The sequence below is a fragment of the Paenibacillus sp. J22P165 genome, assembly GCF_059692015.1.
In genome coordinates this window covers 292,265-309,834 of record NZ_JCAUAP010000009.1, presented here as the reverse complement: position 1 = coordinate 309,834, position 17,570 = coordinate 292,265, and the positions used below count along the sequence as shown (strand labels likewise).

Genomic DNA, 17,570 nt, shown 5'->3' with positions numbered 1-17,570 from the left:
TAAACCATCTCCCATTTAAGCTTCACTAAAGGTTCGGGGGCTAAGATACAGACATGAACAGCAAGCGACACGCAAGGATGAACAAGAAGGAGGCGCATCACAATGGCGATTGAAGTATTTAATCGGTATGAAAACAAGTATCTGATGGATACGAAAGCCTTTTATACGATCTATAATCGACTGCTCGAATATATGGAGATGGACGCTTACAACAAGAATGAACAATTCTATTCGATCAGTAACATCTATTTTGACACGGAACATGATTCATTAATTCGAAATTCGCTGGCGAAGCCGAAGTACCGTGAGAAGCTGCGAATAAGAGCTTACGGGGTGCCGGATCGAGATGCGAAAGTATATCTGGAGCTAAAGAAGAAGGTGTTTGGTCTTGTGAATAAAAGAAGAACAGCGCTGAAGCTGAATGAGTCGTATGATTTTGTACGATCGAAGGTCGAGCCTGAATTCAAGGACTATATGAACAAGCAGGTTATTCAGGAAATTAAGTATTTCCTACAGCGTTACGACCTCGAGCCGAAGGTGTATCTGGCATATGACCGGATTGCGATGTTTTGCAAAAATAATCGAGATTTGCGGATCACATTCGACACGAATATCCGTTCCAGACGGTATGATCTCAAGCTGGAGAACGGCGATCATGGGGAGCAGTTGATGGGTCGCGGGCAATGGCTCATGGAAGTGAAAGCAGAAAAAACAATTCCGCTCTGGCTGTCGAAGATGCTGTCTGAGCACCAGATGTTTCGAACGAGCTTCTCGAAGTACGGCAACGAATATAAGAAAATGCGAAATGAACAATTAACGGGGGAGAGGATTCCATTATGATCGATTCGATTTTTGCACAAGTCACAGCAGGCACAGAATTAACACTCATGAATGCTGTATTAACGATAATTATTGCGATTCTACTAGGTGCCATGATCAGCTTCACCTATATGAAAACACAAATTAACTACACACAGAGCTTCACATTAACCATAATTGTTTTGCCAGTTATCGTAGCCATTATTATTCTATTAATCGGCAGCAACATCGCAAGAGCGTTCAGCCTTGCAGGAGCATTCTCCATCATTCGTTTCCGAAGCGCTCCGGGAGATCCAAAGGATATTGCCTTCGTGTTGTTCACAATGGCAGCAGGTCTTGCCTGCGGCGTGGGATCGTTTGGTTATGCGGTACTTTTCACACTTATCCTGTGTGTCCTGATGTTTGTCTTGAAAGTAACCAATTTTGGTGCCAAGAAGGCAGCACAGAAGCTATTGAAAGTGACAATTCCCGAGAGTCTGGGATATGAAGAAGCGTTTGATGAAGTGTTCAAGATGTACGATATTGCCTATGAATTGAAAAAAGTACGCACAACTGAGTTAGGCAGCCTATATGAATTGGTTTACATCGTGACGATTGATCATTTGACGAGTCAAAAAGAGTTCTTAGACGCCATTAGATGCAGAAATGGGAACTTAGATATCACATTAACGATGAGCCCTACAGCTGCTGAATTTTAAAGATAATGCGAATGTGAGAGGATGAGATTTTTATGAAAAAACCGTTGAATATGAAAGGCGCAGGTGTTCTGCTATTATGCACTGTTGTGCTAGCAGCATGCAATGAAACGACTGAGATAGCTTCGACTACGACCGAGGTTGCAGCAACATCAGCGGTAACGGGAGCGACGGCTACAAGTGGAAAAGAAACGACGACAGACATCATCCAGAAAGTTAAGTATGCAGCGGATGATGCTTTTACAGACTGGGCCTCTGCGAATCCGACGAAGATCTCGTTGACGGGGAGCAGCGCAACGATTGAGGGCTCTGGCGCAGCGGCAAAAGACGGTAAAATTGCCATTACGGCGGCTGGAACGTATGTCTTGAATGGTAAATTGACAGATGGTCAAATAACGGTGAATGTGAAGGATAAGGGCGTCGTTCGTTTGGTTTTAAACGGCGTGGAGATTTCGAATAGCACGTCTTCTGCAATTTTTGTCGAAGAAGCGGGTAAGGTAATTATTAGCTTACCCGAGGGGACAGAGAACCTTGTTTCGGATGCAACGAAGTATGTGTATCCGGATGCGGCGACAGACGAGCCTAATTCGGCGATCTTCAGTAAAGACGATCTGACGATTAATGGCACAGGGAAACTTGTCGTGAAAGGGAACTACAACAATGGCATTACCAGCAAGGATAAGCTGAAAATTACAGGAGGCATCCTGGACGTTCTCGCAGTGGATGACGGTGTAATGGGCCGCGATTTGGTCGCTGTCCAAGCGGGTACCTTGACCATCGATGCGGGTGGACACGGCATCAAAACCTCGAACGATACTGCGGGTGAGGAAGGCTATATCAGCGTTGCAGGTGGAACCTTCACGATCAAATCCGGCGAGGATGCGCTGCATAGCAGCGGCGGCTTAGATGTGAGCGGTGGAGATGTTCACATTCATGCTGGCGATGATGGCATTCACGCTGAGGTATCCCTTGCTATCGCAGGTGGTACGATCGATATCACGCAAAGCAATGAAGGGATCGAGGCACCTGCGGTTCTGATCTCTGGTGGTACGACCAATGTCGTCTCTACGGACGACGGTGTGAACATCTCCAGCGGCGACGCTGAGTCCGCTGAGGGTGGCGGCGGGGCTCAGGGAGCTGCCGCCGGCAAGGCTGGGGCGGCTCCGGCTGGGAGGTCAGGCGGTGCACCAGGCGCATCCGGTGCAAATTCGACCAATATGCTGACGATTACTGGGGGCTTCCTATCCGTCGACTCGAAGGGCGATGGGTTGGACTCGAACGGTTCCATCACGATGAGTAGTGGTACAGTAGTAGTCAACGGGCCGACGGAGAACAACAACGGCGCTCTCGATTATGACGGCACGTTCGTCATGACTGGTGGCTTCCTCGTCGCAGCGGGAAGCTCCGGCATGGTGCAAGCGACGTCCGACAAGTCGACGCAAGCCGGCGTGCTCATGACATACACCAAGACCCAGCAAGCGGGGGCGCTGGTTCATCTCGAAGATAGCGCAGGCAACGCCATTATCACTTTTGCGCCAGCGAAGAACTATCAGTCCGTGTTCGTCAGCTCACCGAACCTGAAGCAGGATGCTTCGTATACGCTCAGCACGGGCGGAACATCGACAGGCACCGCTGCAAAAGGCCTTTATGACGGTGGCACGTACCAAGGCGGAACAAAGGTCGTTGATTTCAAGACATCAACCTTGATTACGTGGTTGTCCGAATCGGGTGTTACCGCCGCGAGAAGCGGGATGATGGGTGGTCCCGGTGGCGGAGGCCCTGGCGGGCAAGGCGGAGGTGGAGGCGGGATGCCGCCACAAGGTGGTGGACAACGTCCGCAACGAACCGCACAGTAAGTTGAATGTTGTTTAAGAAGCTGTCCTCACGTAGATCATCTATGTGGGGACGGCTTTTTCGCTCATACACGCACGCTAAGAGGATTGAGCAGCGTTCTTTTTGCATGTTGGAGAGCGAGGCTTCCCGCTAATTAGCAGGGGGAATGACGCATGTCAAGCTGGTTGTGTGTAGAACAGGAGTAGCAGTTGGAGCAGTAGCAGATGTAGTCAGTAGAAATAGAGAAATTTGAATTGCTGACCCATATGAAAGGGGGCAAGAAAATCCGTGAATCTACTGTGTTCTAGGCAAAAAGATGGATTTTATACAGTTAAATTTCAGCATTTTCCCACCAAATGAGGAATAGATGGATAACCTACAGTTAATTTTATACAGTTTATCTAATATAAGCAAAATTGGCGGTTTTAACTACATATTTTACAGTTAAATCGGGTTTTCGAAGAAATGCCTCGAAAATAGCTACATATTTTCCAGTTAATACAACTGTGTAAGGCACGTTTCCCTCATTTCCCCCAAACGCCACCTCCACTTCCACCCCCACTCCAATCCCCACCTCTATCACCACCGTCCCAGCTCCCGTTTTCCCCCCAAGAGGGCTTACCACCCCACACTTTTCTCTTATCTGGAAAAAGCCATTGACAATTCGTAAGGATGCAAATATTCTTATAGTGCACTAGTTCAATAGTGCACTGGTTTGCGGTGAAGAGGAGGGTAGGACGGTGCAACTTAATTTTAATAGCCCGAAACCGATTTATTTGCAGATGGTCGATGAGGTCAAGAAGGCATTGGCTAGGGGCGAGTTATCGCCAGGTGATAAAATTCCGTCCCATAAGGAACGGGCACAAATATCACAAGTGAATCCTAATACGGTGATGAGGGCTTACCAAGAGATGGAGCGGGTGGGTTTGACGGAGACGTTACGAGGGCAGGGTACTTTTATCAAGAATGATCCGGAGATGCTCCTATCCATTCGTTCTGAAATGGCGCAGGCTGCGGTTCATCAATTCATTGAGGAAATGCGCGGTTTAGGCATTAAATCGGACGAAATGGCGGATATGCTCCGCGATACTTTACATATGGAACGTAAGGAGGGATAGACCGTGTCGATCGAGGAGAATCCGTACATGATTGAGCTCAAAGGCATTCAGAAGAAGTATTTATTAAAACAAGCCATAAAAGGCATCGACCTTCAGGTTAAGAAGGGGACAATTGTCGGCTTACTGGGGCCGAACGGGAGTGGCAAGTCAACACTGCTCAAGATGATGGCCGGTCTTATCTATCCAACTTCGGGGACGATTCTTGTAGGCGGCAGGAAGCCGGATGTCCACAATAAGCAGCATGTCGCTTACTTGCCGGAGATTGACAATCTCTACGGGTGGATGACAGTGAAGGAAACGCTGCGATTTATCTCGGGGTTCTACAAGGATTGGCAGGCAGAGAGAGCGGCGGAGATGCTTGTCAAAATGGAGCTGGATGAGAACCAGAAGGTTCGGAATCTGTCCAAAGGGATGCGGGCGCGATTGAAATTGATTGCAGCCTTATCTCGGAAAGTGCCATTAATCCTGCTGGACGAGCCGTTCTCTGGTATTGACCCATCGTCTAGAGCCAAAATCATCCGCTCGATCATTAGCGAGTTTCAATCGGATGAGCAGACGATTATACTCTCAACCCATTCCGTGAATGAATCGGAGCCCATGTTCGATGATGTTATTTTTCTACAAGATGGGCAAGTTACGATATTCGATTCAACCGAGAATTTGCGCGAAACGTACGGTTGCTCGCTAGAGAACATTTGGGAGAAGGTGTACGGGTAGATGGCACTCTGGAACCTATTTAAGAAAGAAATAAAGAGTATTTTTCCCTTATTCGGCTTTTTCGCAGTGGGCGTTATTGCGCTGCACGTAATTGTTTTGTACAAAAGCGCCGATTTCCAAATGGATGCGACGATGGTATTGGCACTCATAATCCCTTACTTATTCTTAGTCGCCTTAGCGATAGGAACGGGCTACTATCAACTCCATGTGGAGTGGAGAACGAACTCGATTTACCTCCTCCTTTCCTTGCCTATTCGAGGATGGAAGGTGCTAGCGGCTAAGCTAGCGGCAGTGCTATCCTTGCTGATTGCAACGTCTATTGCGATTGCAGTAAGCTTTGCGAGCTTGTTACTCCGTGTGATGTGGGAGAAAGTAAGCACAAGCGAGGATTGGTCTGAGCTAGGGCCCAACCTTATGAGTCTAGTGCTCAATCTCTACTGGATCTGCCTTTTCGTTATGTTGTTCTTATTAATTGTCGTGCAGTTCACGTTTCTATGTGGGCAGCTCGTAGCAAAATTCAAATGGTTTGTGATGATTAGCGCCTTTTTTGGCATCAGCTGGCTGTGCCTTCTTATCAGCCCGCTGTTATCCAACCTATTGGTATGGACGCCCGAGATCGTGATTGGGCATAAGGATTCAGATATGGCTTTCTTGCATTCGGGACCTTTTATTGTCCTCGGCTTACTCTGTATAGGGTTAATAGCGCTGAATGGTTTCATTTTCGAGAAAGAAGTGGAGGTGTGAGGATGTCGTTCCGGCAAAAAAGAAGTGTTCTTCTCATCTCGGTTGTGATGCTGTTCCTACTTGCCATTCTGGATGTGTTCATCCGTAAGGAAGATGTTTTTCAAGCGTTCGTCGAGCAATTCGTGAATGAAGAGAAGACAGAGGCCTATATCGGCGAGAAGCGAGCTGTAACGGCAACCGCGCAGCATCTAACAGAAATCAACAAGCCAGAGATAAAAGAAGTGCTGCTAACAAGCCAGCGGGGAAAAATATCCGTGCAACGTTCAGAGACGTCCACGATTCAGTTAAAGTATACGGTAACTGTTTCAGCCGCGAATACAGAGATAGCTAATCGCAGGAGAGAAGCTGTTAAGGTCGAACAAGAACTCCAGAATGGACAACTCACGTTTGTTACGACAGCGAACGGAAAGGCCATTGATCCCGACTATGTATCTATCGATTATGTGCTTGCTATCCCCGATACGATGAAGTCGACGATTGAGAATGAAGATGGCGCTGTACGAATTAGCGGGATTAACGGGAATGTTACGGCTACTTCTACAAATGGTCTCTTGGAAATCGTAAATGTAAAGGGAGATCTCAAGGTGAAATCCTCCTATGGAAGTCTATACATGGCCGACATTAAGGGAAATGTGGAATTGGTCAACCGATCTAGCGATACCAACGTTGATCACACACAAGGTAATTTGGTCCTCGATCATCAATCAGGTGATACGTATCTAACCGACATTACAGGCGGAGTTACAGGGAATGCGAAATACGGATCCGTGTTCTTTCGTGAAATAAAAGGTGCTATATCCGTTGTAGGACATGGTTCCGATATGAAATTTGACCATATCCAGGGAGACACGCAAGTGGTGTCGGACGAGGGCGGTCATATAAGGTTCATTTTGGCCAAAGATGAGGGGTATACGTTGGATGCTGCCGTGCGTGCGGGACGCATACAATCCTTGCTGCCATTACCCATCCAGAAGGTGACTGACAACGAGTATGGAACCCGAATGAACGGTGTCATAGGAAAAGGGACAAGGAAAATAGACGCCAAGGCAGCATCAGGCTCTCTCATTTTTCAAGTTAACTAAATCGAGAAGGAGGCTTATCTGTGAGCAGTGAACCTATTGTAAGCCTGCGCGGGGTTACGAAGCGTATCGGGCGAACAACCATTATTGATAATCTAACGTTTGACGTGCCGCAAGGCGAGATCTTCGGATTCCTCGGACCCAATGGTGCAGGGAAGACGACAACGATCCGTATGATGGTTGGCTTAATGTCTATCACGCAGGGCGAAATTATGATTAAAGGGAAGAACATTAAGCATGACTTTGAGCAAGCGATCCGCCATGTAGGTGCGATTGTTGAGAATCCGGAAATGTATAAGTATTTAAGCGGCTATCATAACCTCATTCATTATGCACGCATGGTACCTGGTGTGACGAAGGAGCGGATTGACGAAGTAGTTAAGCTGGTGAAGTTGGAGACGCGGATTCATGACAAAGTGAAGAAGTACTCCTTGGGTATGCGCCAGCGACTAGGTGTCGCTCAGGCGCTGCTGCACAGGCCGTCGCTGCTCATTCTGGACGAGCCGACGAATGGCCTGGACCCTGCAGGGATACGTGAGCTGCGCGATTACCTGCGTTATCTGACGCGATCAGAAGGCATCACCGTCATTGTATCCAGTCATTTGCTCAGCGAGATGGAGCTGATGTGTGATCGTGTTGCCATTCTTCAGCAAGGTAAGCTGGTTGATGTGAAGACGATTGAAGATTTCATGGCGGATTCGCAGGATGGGACGCAAACGTACTTGATCGAAGCTACACCTGCAGAGTTGGTGCACTCAGCCATTGTTAGTATGACAGGTGTGAAAGATGCGAAGATTGTTCCGCAAGGCGTAGAGGTTGTGACAGAGAGAGACTGTATTCCTGACATCTTGGCAGATCTGATGCGTAGAGATATCCGCATTTACGGTGTCCAGGTGCTGCGTCAATCCCTAGAAGATCGGTTCTTGGAAATGACAGGAGGTGAACAAGTTGGTTAGTTTGTTTCTGAACGAAAATATGAAGCTTTACCGTCGTGTACGTACTTGGCTTATGGTCGCTATCATGATTGGTGCCGTTTTCTTAGGCAGTTTCATGGATTGGTACTACGATGACAAATCGGGAGAGGTCGATGCGTGGCGGAATCACGTGATTGAGCAGAGGCAGGAGCTCGCAGATGCACTGAAGGAGCCCAAACGGAGTGCAGAGAGCAAGGCAAGCATCGAAAAGCAGATCGCTAGGTACGATTACCATCTCGAGCATAATATTCACCCGGAAGGGGGGACGATGTGGAGCGGAATAAATGATTCGGCGCATTTGATTATCTTGATCACCTTGTTCACGGTTATCGTTGCGGGGGACAGCTTGGCTGGGGAATTCACAACCGGGACCATCAAGCTGCTCTTGATTCGACCTGCCAATCGAACAAAGATCCTAGTGTCCAAATATATATCGATGATTGCTTTTGGTTTGTTCTTATTAATTATTCTGTTCATTGTGTCTATTCTTGTAAATGGAATTCTATATAAGTTCGGGTTGATCGACCTGCCCCTAGTGACCACGAATGCGGCAGGCCAGATTGTAGAGAAAAGCATGGTGGCTAACCTCTGGAAAACCTACTTACTTAATGGCGTATCTACGATTATCTTCGTCACCATGGCCTTCATGATTTCCTCTGCCTTCCGCAGCAGTATCATGGCAATTGGATTCTCCATTTTTGCCCTATTTGCTGGGACGATCTTCTTGGAGCTCTTACAACCTTACGAGTGGAGTAAATACCTGCTGTTCTCTAATATTGATCTGTCTCAGTACTTGAGTGGCCGCCCGTATCAACCAGGAATGACATTTGAATTTTCAATTATCGTGTTGAGTATCTATTTCATCCTGTTTAATCTAACCGCGTGGCTTGTATTCACGAAGAGAGATGTGGCTGCGTAAAAAGTGGATAATAGCTAGAATAAAGAGGCACCCCGCTGGGTGCCTCTTTACATTTCGTAATCAGCTATCTATCCATGTAGAACTAAGAAATGATAGTTATATCACAATCTTAATAATAGTCTTTTATAACTGTTACAAGCTTCCCGATTAATTGCCCTTTGAAAGCTTCTGAAATAGATTGACCTGCTGGGTTTGAATAATGATAATTTTGCATCTCTATATGATAAGAAAAACCTAGTGTGAGTAAGAAGTCATGAAGTTCGGTGGGGAATTGATCGAATCCTATTGTGTTCTTATAATAATCTGTAGCGCTGATGGTTACATCAATATCGCCTTTTCCAGTAATGAGACTTATAAGATCCGCAGGGTCTTGTAAAATCCATTGACCTTTCGAAAAGATGGATAACCTAGCGTTATCCAAAGTAGCGATTCCTGCTAGATTGACACCGAAAATGTCATTGACGAGACTTCGAATCTCTGCACCTATTATCGTAGGTCCATAGGATAACAGATATCTATCCATAGCTTCTATCTTTGTCATAGACATGATTTCAGCATCGCGATCCGTAGAGGCAGGGTCTATGCCAAGTGATTGCCTAATAGGTTTCATGATTTCGAGTGGATATAAGGCTAATATACTGCCTTCACCTTTAGCGGAGATGTCATCTAAGCTAATATGATAAACGATTTCGATAATTTCTCTAATCTTAGGGCCTGTTAGAATTTCGAGATGGGATGCCAAGTGGCTGTCCATGACCGCTATCTTCGACATCGTGCGATCCTCTTTTCATTGTTGGTGGTAAGTTTAATCTAAACTAAGCAATCTAGTAAGAATCGGAGGAATTTCTAGCGGATCAACCATTACCTCGATGACAGTAGCTGTATTGGACTGCAAAGCTAACTGAACCGCGTTCGTAATGTCTGTTTCATTTTCACAGCGAAACGCCATTGCTCCCATAGATTGGGCAAATAAGCTAACATCCAGCGGTCGCTCAAAGATAGCTCCAACTGACCGTCCCGTGTTATAAGACATACCCTTTTCTACCATATCTAACCGACCGTTATTCAAAACAAAGAAAATAACCGGAATCCCATGGTTAACTGCTGTCGATATTTCTGTGCCGTGCATCATCATGCAGCCGTCGCCGGTCACACAGACGACAGGGCGTTCGCGCATGCCAATTTTCGCCCCGATCGAAAAGCCGATCGCTGCTCCCATGGTTATGAACATTTCAGCTAAATAAAATGTCCCAGGCTCGATGATTTCGAAATTTTGTACGGCATGAAAAGAGTGGCTCCCTGCATCCCCGAAGATAACCGCCTCTTTCGGAAGCACAGCCCGCAAACTTCTGAACGCCGCCCCCGCTGACAATGCGGTTTCCATTGGAGCGCTCGTTGCTGCCGCTTGTGCACGAGCTACTAGCACTTCATGCTCTTTGAGGGATGCTCCGCTTTGCAAAATGAGTTGATTCAGGTTGTATGCGATATCGCCTAGGATGACTTGCGTCGGCGCTTGGATGGTTTTACCTGCGAACGTAAGGTCATACTCGAATTGCAATACCTTCTCTGGCTCCATGTCAGCCGTAAATCCGGACAAAGACATGTCGCACAATTTGCTGCCAACAACAATCATCAAGTCAATGCCGGATTTCATATATTCTGTTGCATATATGGAACCGCCGAGGCCATATCCGCCCAAGTATAAGGGATGGTTAGTGGAAAATGCCCCTTTCCCACCAGTTGAAGTTACGACAGGAATCCCCCAATGTTCAGCAATAATCCGCACTTGGTTGTATGTTTCCGCTGCGACGGCGCCTTTGCCCAGAAAGAGGACAGGTTTCTTAGCCTCATTGATTAAGGATACGGCTTTATCAATATCAGGGGATACAAGTGGTGAAATATGGTCCGGTAAAGGCAAATAGAAGGAATCCACTTCTTCCATCAGCACATCAAATGGGATACAAAGATGAACTGGACCTTTTTCACCCGTGTAGGCTTTTTCTAAGGCATGTTTAAGGTATAGGTGAAGAAGATCGCCTCGCTCGACGCGAGCACTAAAGAGGGTCACGGGTTCGAACATTTTAACCAAATCTACTGAAAATTGGCTTGAATCCTGACTTAAAGCACGTCCAGTCTCTTGCATCGAAGGCTGTCCGGTGATAAATAATACAGGTAGCTGGAACTCTTTGGCATGCCCCGCGCCTGGAATTAGATTCGTTCCTCCAGGTCCGGAAGTGCCAATCGCAATTCCCATCGTTTTTTTCGCCAGTGCATAACCTGACGCTTCAAACCCGCAGCCGGCTTCGTGGCGACCTAGCACATATTCGATTCCGTAATTTTCAAGTTCCAGCATCAGCGGGGAAATAGACTTCCCCGGAATGCCGAATACGTGAGAAATACCCCAATTTTTAAAATGTTCGACTAATAATGTATACACTCTCTTTTTCATCATATCACCTTTACAATTTGGTATCGATTTCCACTGTTTTCATCAACAACTGCTCAATTTGTTCTGCAGGTAATGGTCGATGATAATAAAAACCTTGTACTTCATGGCAGTTCTGACTACGCAGAAAATCCAATTGTTCCTTAGTTTCTACACCTTCTGCGATTACATCAATTCCAAGGTTATGGGCCATAGCGATTATTGTAGCTACAATATCTGCGTCATTCGAATCCGTCATAATATCCCTGACAAAGGATTGATCAATCTTTAACCGATCAATGGAGAACAATTTTAAATAGTAGAGATTGCTGTAGCCTGTCCCAAAGTCGTCGATGCAAATTTGTATACCTAATTCCTTCAGTCTTCCGAGTACCTCAATCGCGACTTCAACATTCATAGTCATCGACTCCGTAATTTCGAGCTCAAGGTATTGGGGATCTATGTGAGTTTCGAGTAAAATCTCAGTAATAGTCTTTACCAAATTCTGCTTTGAGAATTGGCGAGAAGAAAGATTGACCGATACGCTCATAGGAGGGTATCCTTTTTCTTTCCATATTTGATTTTGAATGCAAGCGGTTCTAAGTACCCATTCCCCAAGGGGGACAATGAGTCCTGTTTCTTCCGCAATCGGGATGAACTTAGCTGGAGGGACCAAGCCGAGTGTCGGGTGATTCCAGCGAACGAGCGCCTCGGTACCAATAATTTTCCCTGTCTGCGTATCGATTTGGGGCTGGTAATATAACACGAATTCCTCTGCGCGCAACGCTTTGCGGATCGAATTCTCCAATGTAAGCTGTTCAATACCGCTGCTGTTTGGGCTAGGTTTGAAAATGGTATAGTTGTTCTTTCCGTCTTCTTTCATACGGTAAAGAGCAATGTCAGCGTTCTTCATCAGCATCTCGCCATTCATGCCATCTTGAGGATAGAAGGCAATACCGATACTAGCTGTTATATAGAACTCATAGCCTTCCACTGCAAACGGTTTCTCAAATGCTTTTATAATTACTTCCGCAACATGAATGGCTTCTGTATGATCCGTCATCTCTTGCAATAGGATCGTGAATTCGTCCCCACCCATTCTTGAAACCAATTGATTAGGAGCATGGCAGCAAGTTTTTAGACGCTCGGCAACTAGCTTCAAAAGTGTGTCACCATTGTTATGACCTAGCGTGTCATTAATCTTCTTGAAGCTGTCCAGATCAAGAAACATGACGGCAAAGATACTTTGTTCTTGTACCCCGTGTCTCAGCAATTCATCAATATGCCGGGTGAAAAATCTTCGATTCGGTAAACCAGTTAAATCGTCATGATAGGCCAAATAATTGATCTGCTTTTGCGTATGATAACGCTCCGTGATATCGCGAAACTGCGCAAATGCACCCATGATCTGCATATTCTCATCGCGAATAGGGAAGGCGTCGAACAGGCAAACCAGCTCGTCTTGCCCCTTCTGAGGGAGAAGCATCAATTCCATATCTTCGTATTCTTTTCCCGTTTGAAGGACCTCTTGAATGAAATCATTTGTTTTGGCATCCGGGATAGGTTTATTAATGACATCCTGTTTTTTGGAACCTGTTAAAATTTCAGCAAACTTGTTAAACTCGGTAATGATCCCATCCCGATCAGTAATAATAATGCCGTTTCTTGTTGTTTCGATGACCACCTGATTCAAAATGTGCAATCGCCTATTTTGCTTTTTCAGCATGAGTTCTCTTTCGATCGAATCTACGACTGTGCATAGCATCGCTAATAAAAATGGATTATGCTGATCAATCGCTGTCATGATCGATATCGTTCCGAGCAAATTGTTGCCATCTGAATACTTGAAGGGTACAGTATAGCAGGCAGAATATCCCAAAAATTCGTAATAATGATCGTCCCCGATAAGTTGAAACGGCTGACGATGTTCCAAAACTAAATTAACGCTGTTGGTTCCTGCTTCATATTCGTTAAATACGAGACCAACCTTAATGCCCGATTGCTCGATCACACTCTTAATCGCTTCATCTCCGGCCATTTCCAGAACGCAGCCATTCTCATCAGTGATTAAGATCAGTACAGGTATCCCTTTCATGAGCTCTAGCATTTTATGAACAAAAAAAGTAATAACGGATAATATTTCTTCGTATTCGGCTCGTTTTAGAGTCAAATTGCCTTCTGATAAAATGTTAGAAAAGGTGGGAATCCCCCGTGGATTAATACCTAGCTTTTCACATCTCTTTTTTGACTCCAAGATTAAAGATACATTGCTCAAAGCAATCCCCCTTCGCTACCATGAAATTGCAAAAAATTATATTTGAAAAATCTAGAGTAACCCCAGTATTTATCGTTTCATTTTCATTATGTCTATTTATCTCGTTTTTTGTCAATTTATTTATATTTAGTTTTGTAAAAAAAAGTAAACACTAAAGTGGTTTTACAATTTTTCACTTAAACCCCGTTAGGGTGATGAGTATCGCCAATAGTGATTTGTCATAAACGAAAGATTAGAGTAGAAAAAGCTCATCTTCACAGATGAGCTTTTTAGTCGTTCTATTTTGTAAAACAAATCGCGTCTTCTTTAGGCTGCTTTATCAACATTAGGTTCTTCGGCTGGAGTAGTCTTTCTAATAAAGAAGGCTAGCACCAGCGCGGCGAGCGTCATCCATGTTGCGATTTCAAAGGAGAAATTGATCCCATATACCGTGGCATGATGCGTAACGTCAGCCATAGCTGCCGCGTCTTTTGGGTCGATTTTACCTGCTACAACAAGATCTTTCGCTCGGGAAGTTGCCGTGTTCGTCATAATTGTAACCAGAATTGCTGTACCGAGTGCACCAGCGACATTTCGCAGTGTCTGGGACATGGCCGAACCATGCGCGTTCAAGCGTCTTGGCAGTTGATTCAAGCCTGCTGTTTGAATTGGCATCATCAGCATGGACATACCAAACATCCGAAGAGTGTAAATCAGCATGAGATGGGAATACGTAGAATCCACAGTAAGGTGACTGAATTCAAAAGTTGTAATCGTTGTAATCGTCAAACCGATAACCGCGAGCCAACGTCCACCGATTTTATCGAAAATAATACCCGTCACTGGGGACATAATGCCCATCAGGATGGCACCAGGCAGAAGCAATAGTCCAGAATCTAATGGTGAGAATCCACGGATATTTTGTAAGAAGATCGGTAGCAAGACCATAGCAGAAAACATCGCCATCGTAATGATGACATTAATGACAGTAGTTAAAGAGAACATGCTGTATTTGAATACGCGTAGTTCGAGAAGTGGTTTCTCTATTTTAAGCGCGCGCCATACGAATAGAAGCAAGGCTACCGCGCCAATAATTAAGCAACTCACAACCGTAGTGCTGCCCCAACCATCGGATCCAGCATCACTAAATCCGTACAACAAACCACCGAAACCAAGCGTAGAGAAAATGACGCCAAGAATGTCGAATTTAGCTCTAGACGTTTTGATCACATTTTTCATGGAAAAAGCGCCGAAAACCAATGCAAATAAAGATAATGGCAAAATAATATAGAACAGCATACGCCAAGAATGATGCTCAACAACCCACCCAGACAAAGTCGGTCCAATGGCAGGCGCACAAATCATAGCAAGACCCATAAGGCCCATGGCTTTCCCGCGTTCAGCTACGGGGAAAATCGTTAGGAACACAATCGTCATCAGCGGCATGAGAATACCAGCACCGATCGCCTGAACGAGACGCCCGGTTAATAAAAGGCTAAAGCCTGGGGAGAAGGCACAAATGATGGTGCCTAGTGCGAAAAATCCAGATGCGACTAAGAATAACTTTCGCGTTGTAAAGCGAGAAATCAAGAAGGCACTGATCGGGACGAGAACACCGTTCGCGAGCATATAACCATTGATTAACCATTGAATGGTGTTTTCATTGACATTTAAATCCTTCATCATGCTCGGCAAAGCAACATTTAGCAAGGTTTGAGCTAATAGGGCAACAAAAGCCGCGATCAGCAGGGATGCGACGATCGGGCCTCTTCGTAGGGTGTTCGTAACAGCATTACTCATACGTAGAATCTTCCTCCAGTTCTTGGTGCAGAATGCGCACAATTTTTTGGTGAATACGAAGCAAACTGTCGATTTCTTCATCCGACATTTGCAAGAGCGGAGACATGCGCTCCACTTGGTTTTCTCGCACGCGTTGAAGCAACTGCTCGCCTTTGTCTAGCAGCTTAAGGGTGACCGACCGGCGGTCTGTGCTGGATTGTTCGCGGGATACCAGTTGATCTCTAACCATGCGATCGATAATGCCGCTCGTCGTGCTTTTGCCCAATTGAATGTATTCGGCTAGCTCTGATAGCGTGATGCCAGGCTTCTCACTTAGCTTTCGAAGGACGAATGATTGAATCGGTGTGACGTTCAAATGTTGGTAAGCTTTACTCATCACCTGATGAAAAGCTTGTTTGACCTCTCGTGCGGACTGAATGATTTCGATTGTACGCTGTTGTTGCTGATCGTCCATGTTCATTCCTTCCTTCAAATTAAATTTCGCACGCGAATAATTCGTATGCGAACTATTATAGAAGTTTTTGCAAAGTACTGTCAAACTAATAAATTTGGTTGTTTATCCTATTTTGTGTATATAGATGAATAGAGCCAACCTATAATTGGCTCCTTCGCACGCCTGCGTACGCCGTAAGAACCCCGAGCGCAAAGCACAATAAGGCTGCCGTCATGAAGTTTCCATACCCATCTTCGACGGAGAGGTTATTGACAATAACCATCGCGGCATTAGATAGGAGAAAGGAACTTATGATTAAGGCAGGCATCGTTTTGCGGATCATGCCGAAATAGAGCGGAATCAGCGCTACACTTGAACAAGCGAAAGCGAAAATCAGCATGCGAATCGCTTCTTGCTGAAGCCGCTCGGTGGTGAGCGTTTCGGTAATGTAATGGTAATGTGAATTGGCAATCAGAAGTGAGATTACCACGAAAATATTGTTGAGTAACTCCGTGACGAATGTCCAAGTTCCGATAATGATCAATTTTGCCAAGAAGATCATCTTCCGAGGCACAGGGTAGGCGAAGAGAAGACTAATCGTTTTGTTCCGATACTCATCAATGATCATGCGTGACATCAATACGGAAGCGAAAATGATGAAGGTAACTCCGGAATAGTTCATAATACTCTGGAAAACGCGGTCATAGGTTCTGACGCCATTGTTCGGTACGTCGCTGCTCACAACCCATAGCGCTACCATGAGATTGGTAATCACGGCGCTAAGAAGCAGCCCTCGCCACTTCGTTTTCTTTAGTTCCAGCTTAATGAGCTTCCAAAGCATCACGGTTTCCTCCTTCGATGACCCCGAGGAAATAGTCTTCGAGCGAGCGGGTCTTCTTGTTCAGCGCCTCAACGCCAATCTCATGCTGTACGAGTAAGCGATTTAGCTCTACAGGTGCAAGTCGGGGATCATAGATGCGTATGGCGCTGTTGTCCATAATTTTATAATTAACGATAGCCAGCTTATCCTCAAGAACAAGTACAGCCCGCGGCACATCGGTCACGACAATCTCTGTATACTCGTTATGCCGTCCACGAACCTGTTCCATGGAGACCTCTTCAAGCAGTCTGCCATGGTTGATGACGCCGATCGTATCAGCCAATTGCTCAATTTCCTGTAAAATATGGCTAGAAATAAGCAGCGTCATGCCAAACTCTTTGCTCAACATGCGAAATAGATCGCGGATTTCACGAATCCCCGATGGATCCATGCCATTCACAGGCTCATCGAGGATGAGCAGTTCAGGCTTTGTGCAGATGGCCCGGCCAATGCCAAGACGCTGCTTCATACCTAGCGAGAAATCCTTCACAGGCTTATTGCCAATGTCGGATAGTCCAACGAGATCCAGTGTTTCGCGAATAGCATTTTTATCGTAATAGCCCATATATTCGCAGTGCAGCTCCAAATTCGCACGTGCAGTCAGATGGTCATAGAAGATCGGATACTCAATAATGCTGCCCATCCGTTTCATCGTTTCGTAAGAGTGGGGGGTTAGTGGAGCCCCGAATAATTCAATCTCTCCACTAGTAGGCGGGATGAGATTCGTAACCATACGCATGACCGTTGTTTTGCCCGCACCATTCGGACCGAGGAAACCGTAGATCTCGCCACGACGAACATGCATGTTGACATCGGAGACAACTTCGGCTTTTTTGTACCGTTTAGACAATTGTTTTGTTTGCAGAATAAGGCTCATCAC

The 17,570-nt window shown here is 45.7% G+C and carries 17 protein-coding genes; 9 read left to right on the top strand and 8 right to left on the bottom strand.

The features are described 5' to 3' along the window. Positions 1–102: 102 nt before the first annotated feature. The 3 genes from AC58QM_RS23910 to AC58QM_RS23900 are packed head-to-tail and all read left to right on the top strand — an operon-like array spanning position 103 to position 3,370. Positions 103–840 carry a polyphosphate polymerase domain-containing protein gene (locus AC58QM_RS23910; RefSeq protein WP_497287356.1) on the top strand — a complete coding sequence of 246 codons (738 nt, stop codon included), beginning with the start codon at positions 103–105 and terminating at the stop codon, positions 838–840. Further along, on the top strand, positions 837–1,517 hold the full coding sequence (locus AC58QM_RS23905) for a DUF4956 domain-containing protein (RefSeq protein WP_497287355.1): 681 nt from the start codon (positions 837–839) through the stop codon (positions 1,515–1,517). Before AC58QM_RS23910 ends, AC58QM_RS23905 begins: the two co-directional genes overlap by 4 nt. Positions 1,518–1,549: 32 nt before the next feature. Continuing rightward, on the top strand, positions 1,550–3,370 hold the full coding sequence (locus AC58QM_RS23900; RefSeq protein ID WP_497287354.1) for a carbohydrate-binding domain-containing protein: 1,821 nt from the start codon (positions 1,550–1,552) through the stop codon (positions 3,368–3,370). A gap of 374 nt (positions 3,371–3,744) precedes the next feature. Here the strand turns inward: AC58QM_RS23900 and AC58QM_RS23895 are convergent, their stop codons facing one another. Next, positions 3,745–3,933 carry a hypothetical protein gene (locus AC58QM_RS23895; RefSeq protein ID WP_497287353.1) on the bottom strand — a complete coding sequence of 63 codons (189 nt, stop codon included), beginning with the start codon at positions 3,931–3,933 and terminating at the stop codon, positions 3,745–3,747. A gap of 154 nt (positions 3,934–4,087) precedes the next feature. Here AC58QM_RS23895 and AC58QM_RS23890 point away from each other — a divergent pair, with 154 nt between their 5' ends. The 6 genes from AC58QM_RS23890 to AC58QM_RS23865 are packed head-to-tail and all read left to right on the top strand — an operon-like array spanning position 4,088 to position 8,898. Then, on the top strand, positions 4,088–4,465 hold the full coding sequence (locus AC58QM_RS23890) for a GntR family transcriptional regulator (protein WP_497287352.1): 378 nt from the start codon (positions 4,088–4,090) through the stop codon (positions 4,463–4,465). A gap of 3 nt (positions 4,466–4,468) precedes the next feature. Further along, complete coding sequence (locus tag AC58QM_RS23885) at positions 4,469–5,182, top strand: ABC transporter ATP-binding protein (RefSeq protein ID WP_497287351.1); 714 nt, start codon at positions 4,469–4,471, stop codon at positions 5,180–5,182. Continuing rightward, positions 5,183–5,926 (top strand): hypothetical protein, encoded by a 744-nt coding sequence (locus AC58QM_RS23880; RefSeq protein WP_497287350.1) that lies wholly within the window; start codon positions 5,183–5,185, stop codon positions 5,924–5,926. Between the two features lie 2 nt (positions 5,927–5,928). After that, the gene (locus AC58QM_RS23875) at positions 5,929–7,008 is read left to right on the top strand and encodes a hypothetical protein (RefSeq protein WP_497287349.1); all 1,080 of its coding nucleotides are present in this window, start codon (positions 5,929–5,931) and stop codon (positions 7,006–7,008) included. A gap of 20 nt (positions 7,009–7,028) precedes the next feature. Beyond that, positions 7,029–7,961, top strand: a complete 933-nt coding sequence (locus AC58QM_RS23870; RefSeq protein ID WP_497287348.1) for an ABC transporter ATP-binding protein — start codon at positions 7,029–7,031, stop codon at positions 7,959–7,961. Further along, the gene (locus tag AC58QM_RS23865) at positions 7,954–8,898 is read left to right on the top strand and encodes an ABC transporter permease (protein WP_497287347.1); all 945 of its coding nucleotides are present in this window, start codon (positions 7,954–7,956) and stop codon (positions 8,896–8,898) included. Before AC58QM_RS23870 ends, AC58QM_RS23865 begins: the two co-directional genes overlap by 8 nt. A gap of 109 nt (positions 8,899–9,007) precedes the next feature. Here the strand turns inward: AC58QM_RS23865 and AC58QM_RS23860 are convergent, their stop codons facing one another. The 7 genes from AC58QM_RS23860 to AC58QM_RS23830 all read right to left on the bottom strand — a co-directional run bounded on the left by AC58QM_RS23860 (position 9,008) and on the right by AC58QM_RS23830 (position 17,567). Then, positions 9,008–9,670, bottom strand: coding sequence for a hypothetical protein (locus tag AC58QM_RS23860; RefSeq protein ID WP_497287346.1), 663 nt, complete (start codon positions 9,668–9,670; stop codon positions 9,008–9,010). Positions 9,671–9,703: 33 nt separating this feature from the next. Continuing rightward, complete coding sequence (locus tag AC58QM_RS23855; protein WP_497287345.1) at positions 9,704–11,350, bottom strand: thiamine pyrophosphate-binding protein; 1,647 nt, start codon at positions 11,348–11,350, stop codon at positions 9,704–9,706. 7 nt (positions 11,351–11,357) lie between these two features. After that, a complete protein-coding gene (locus tag AC58QM_RS23850) occupies positions 11,358–13,493 on the bottom strand; it encodes an EAL domain-containing protein (RefSeq protein WP_497287344.1) in 2,136 nt (711 codons plus the stop codon). Between the two features lie 411 nt (positions 13,494–13,904). Continuing rightward, positions 13,905–15,377 (bottom strand): DHA2 family efflux MFS transporter permease subunit, encoded by a 1,473-nt coding sequence (locus AC58QM_RS23845; protein WP_497287343.1) that lies wholly within the window; start codon positions 15,375–15,377, stop codon positions 13,905–13,907. After that, complete coding sequence (locus AC58QM_RS23840; protein ID WP_497287342.1) at positions 15,370–15,831, bottom strand: MarR family winged helix-turn-helix transcriptional regulator; 462 nt, start codon at positions 15,829–15,831, stop codon at positions 15,370–15,372. Before AC58QM_RS23840 ends, AC58QM_RS23845 begins: the two co-directional genes overlap by 8 nt. A 139-nt stretch (positions 15,832–15,970) precedes the next feature. Next, on the bottom strand, positions 15,971–16,651 hold the full coding sequence (locus tag AC58QM_RS23835; protein WP_497287341.1) for an ABC transporter permease: 681 nt from the start codon (positions 16,649–16,651) through the stop codon (positions 15,971–15,973). Further along, positions 16,632–17,567, bottom strand: a complete 936-nt coding sequence (locus AC58QM_RS23830) for an ABC transporter ATP-binding protein (protein WP_497287340.1) — start codon at positions 17,565–17,567, stop codon at positions 16,632–16,634. The genes AC58QM_RS23835 and AC58QM_RS23830 overlap by 20 nt, the downstream gene beginning before the upstream one ends. Between the last annotated feature and the right edge of the window lie 3 nt (positions 17,568–17,570).

Bases quoted from the DNA above. Each gene is read 5' to 3' on its own strand.
- AC58QM_RS23855 (WP_497287345.1), bottom strand. From the start codon at position 11,350: ATGATGAAAAAGAGAGTGTATACATTATTAGTCGAACATTTTAAAAAT.
- AC58QM_RS23875 (WP_497287349.1), top strand. From the start codon at position 5,929: ATGTCGTTCCGGCAAAAAAGAAGTGTTCTTCTCATCTCGGTTGTGATG.
- AC58QM_RS23900 (WP_497287354.1), top strand. From the start codon at position 1,550: ATGAAAAAACCGTTGAATATGAAAGGCGCAGGTGTTCTGCTATTATGC.
- AC58QM_RS23830 (WP_497287340.1), bottom strand. From the start codon at position 17,567: ATGAGCCTTATTCTGCAAACAAAACAATTGTCTAAACGGTACAAAAAA.
- AC58QM_RS23840 (WP_497287342.1), bottom strand. From the start codon at position 15,831: ATGGACGATCAGCAACAACAGCGTACAATCGAAATCATTCAGTCCGCA.
- AC58QM_RS23835 (WP_497287341.1), bottom strand. From the start codon at position 16,651: ATGCTTTGGAAGCTCATTAAGCTGGAACTAAAGAAAACGAAGTGGCGA.
- AC58QM_RS23860 (WP_497287346.1), bottom strand. From the start codon at position 9,670: ATGTCGAAGATAGCGGTCATGGACAGCCACTTGGCATCCCATCTCGAA.
- AC58QM_RS23905 (WP_497287355.1), top strand. From the start codon at position 837: ATGATCGATTCGATTTTTGCACAAGTCACAGCAGGCACAGAATTAACA.
- AC58QM_RS23910 (WP_497287356.1), top strand. From the start codon at position 103: ATGGCGATTGAAGTATTTAATCGGTATGAAAACAAGTATCTGATGGAT.
- AC58QM_RS23880 (WP_497287350.1), top strand. From the start codon at position 5,183: ATGGCACTCTGGAACCTATTTAAGAAAGAAATAAAGAGTATTTTTCCC.
- AC58QM_RS23845 (WP_497287343.1), bottom strand. From the start codon at position 15,377: ATGAGTAATGCTGTTACGAACACCCTACGAAGAGGCCCGATCGTCGCA.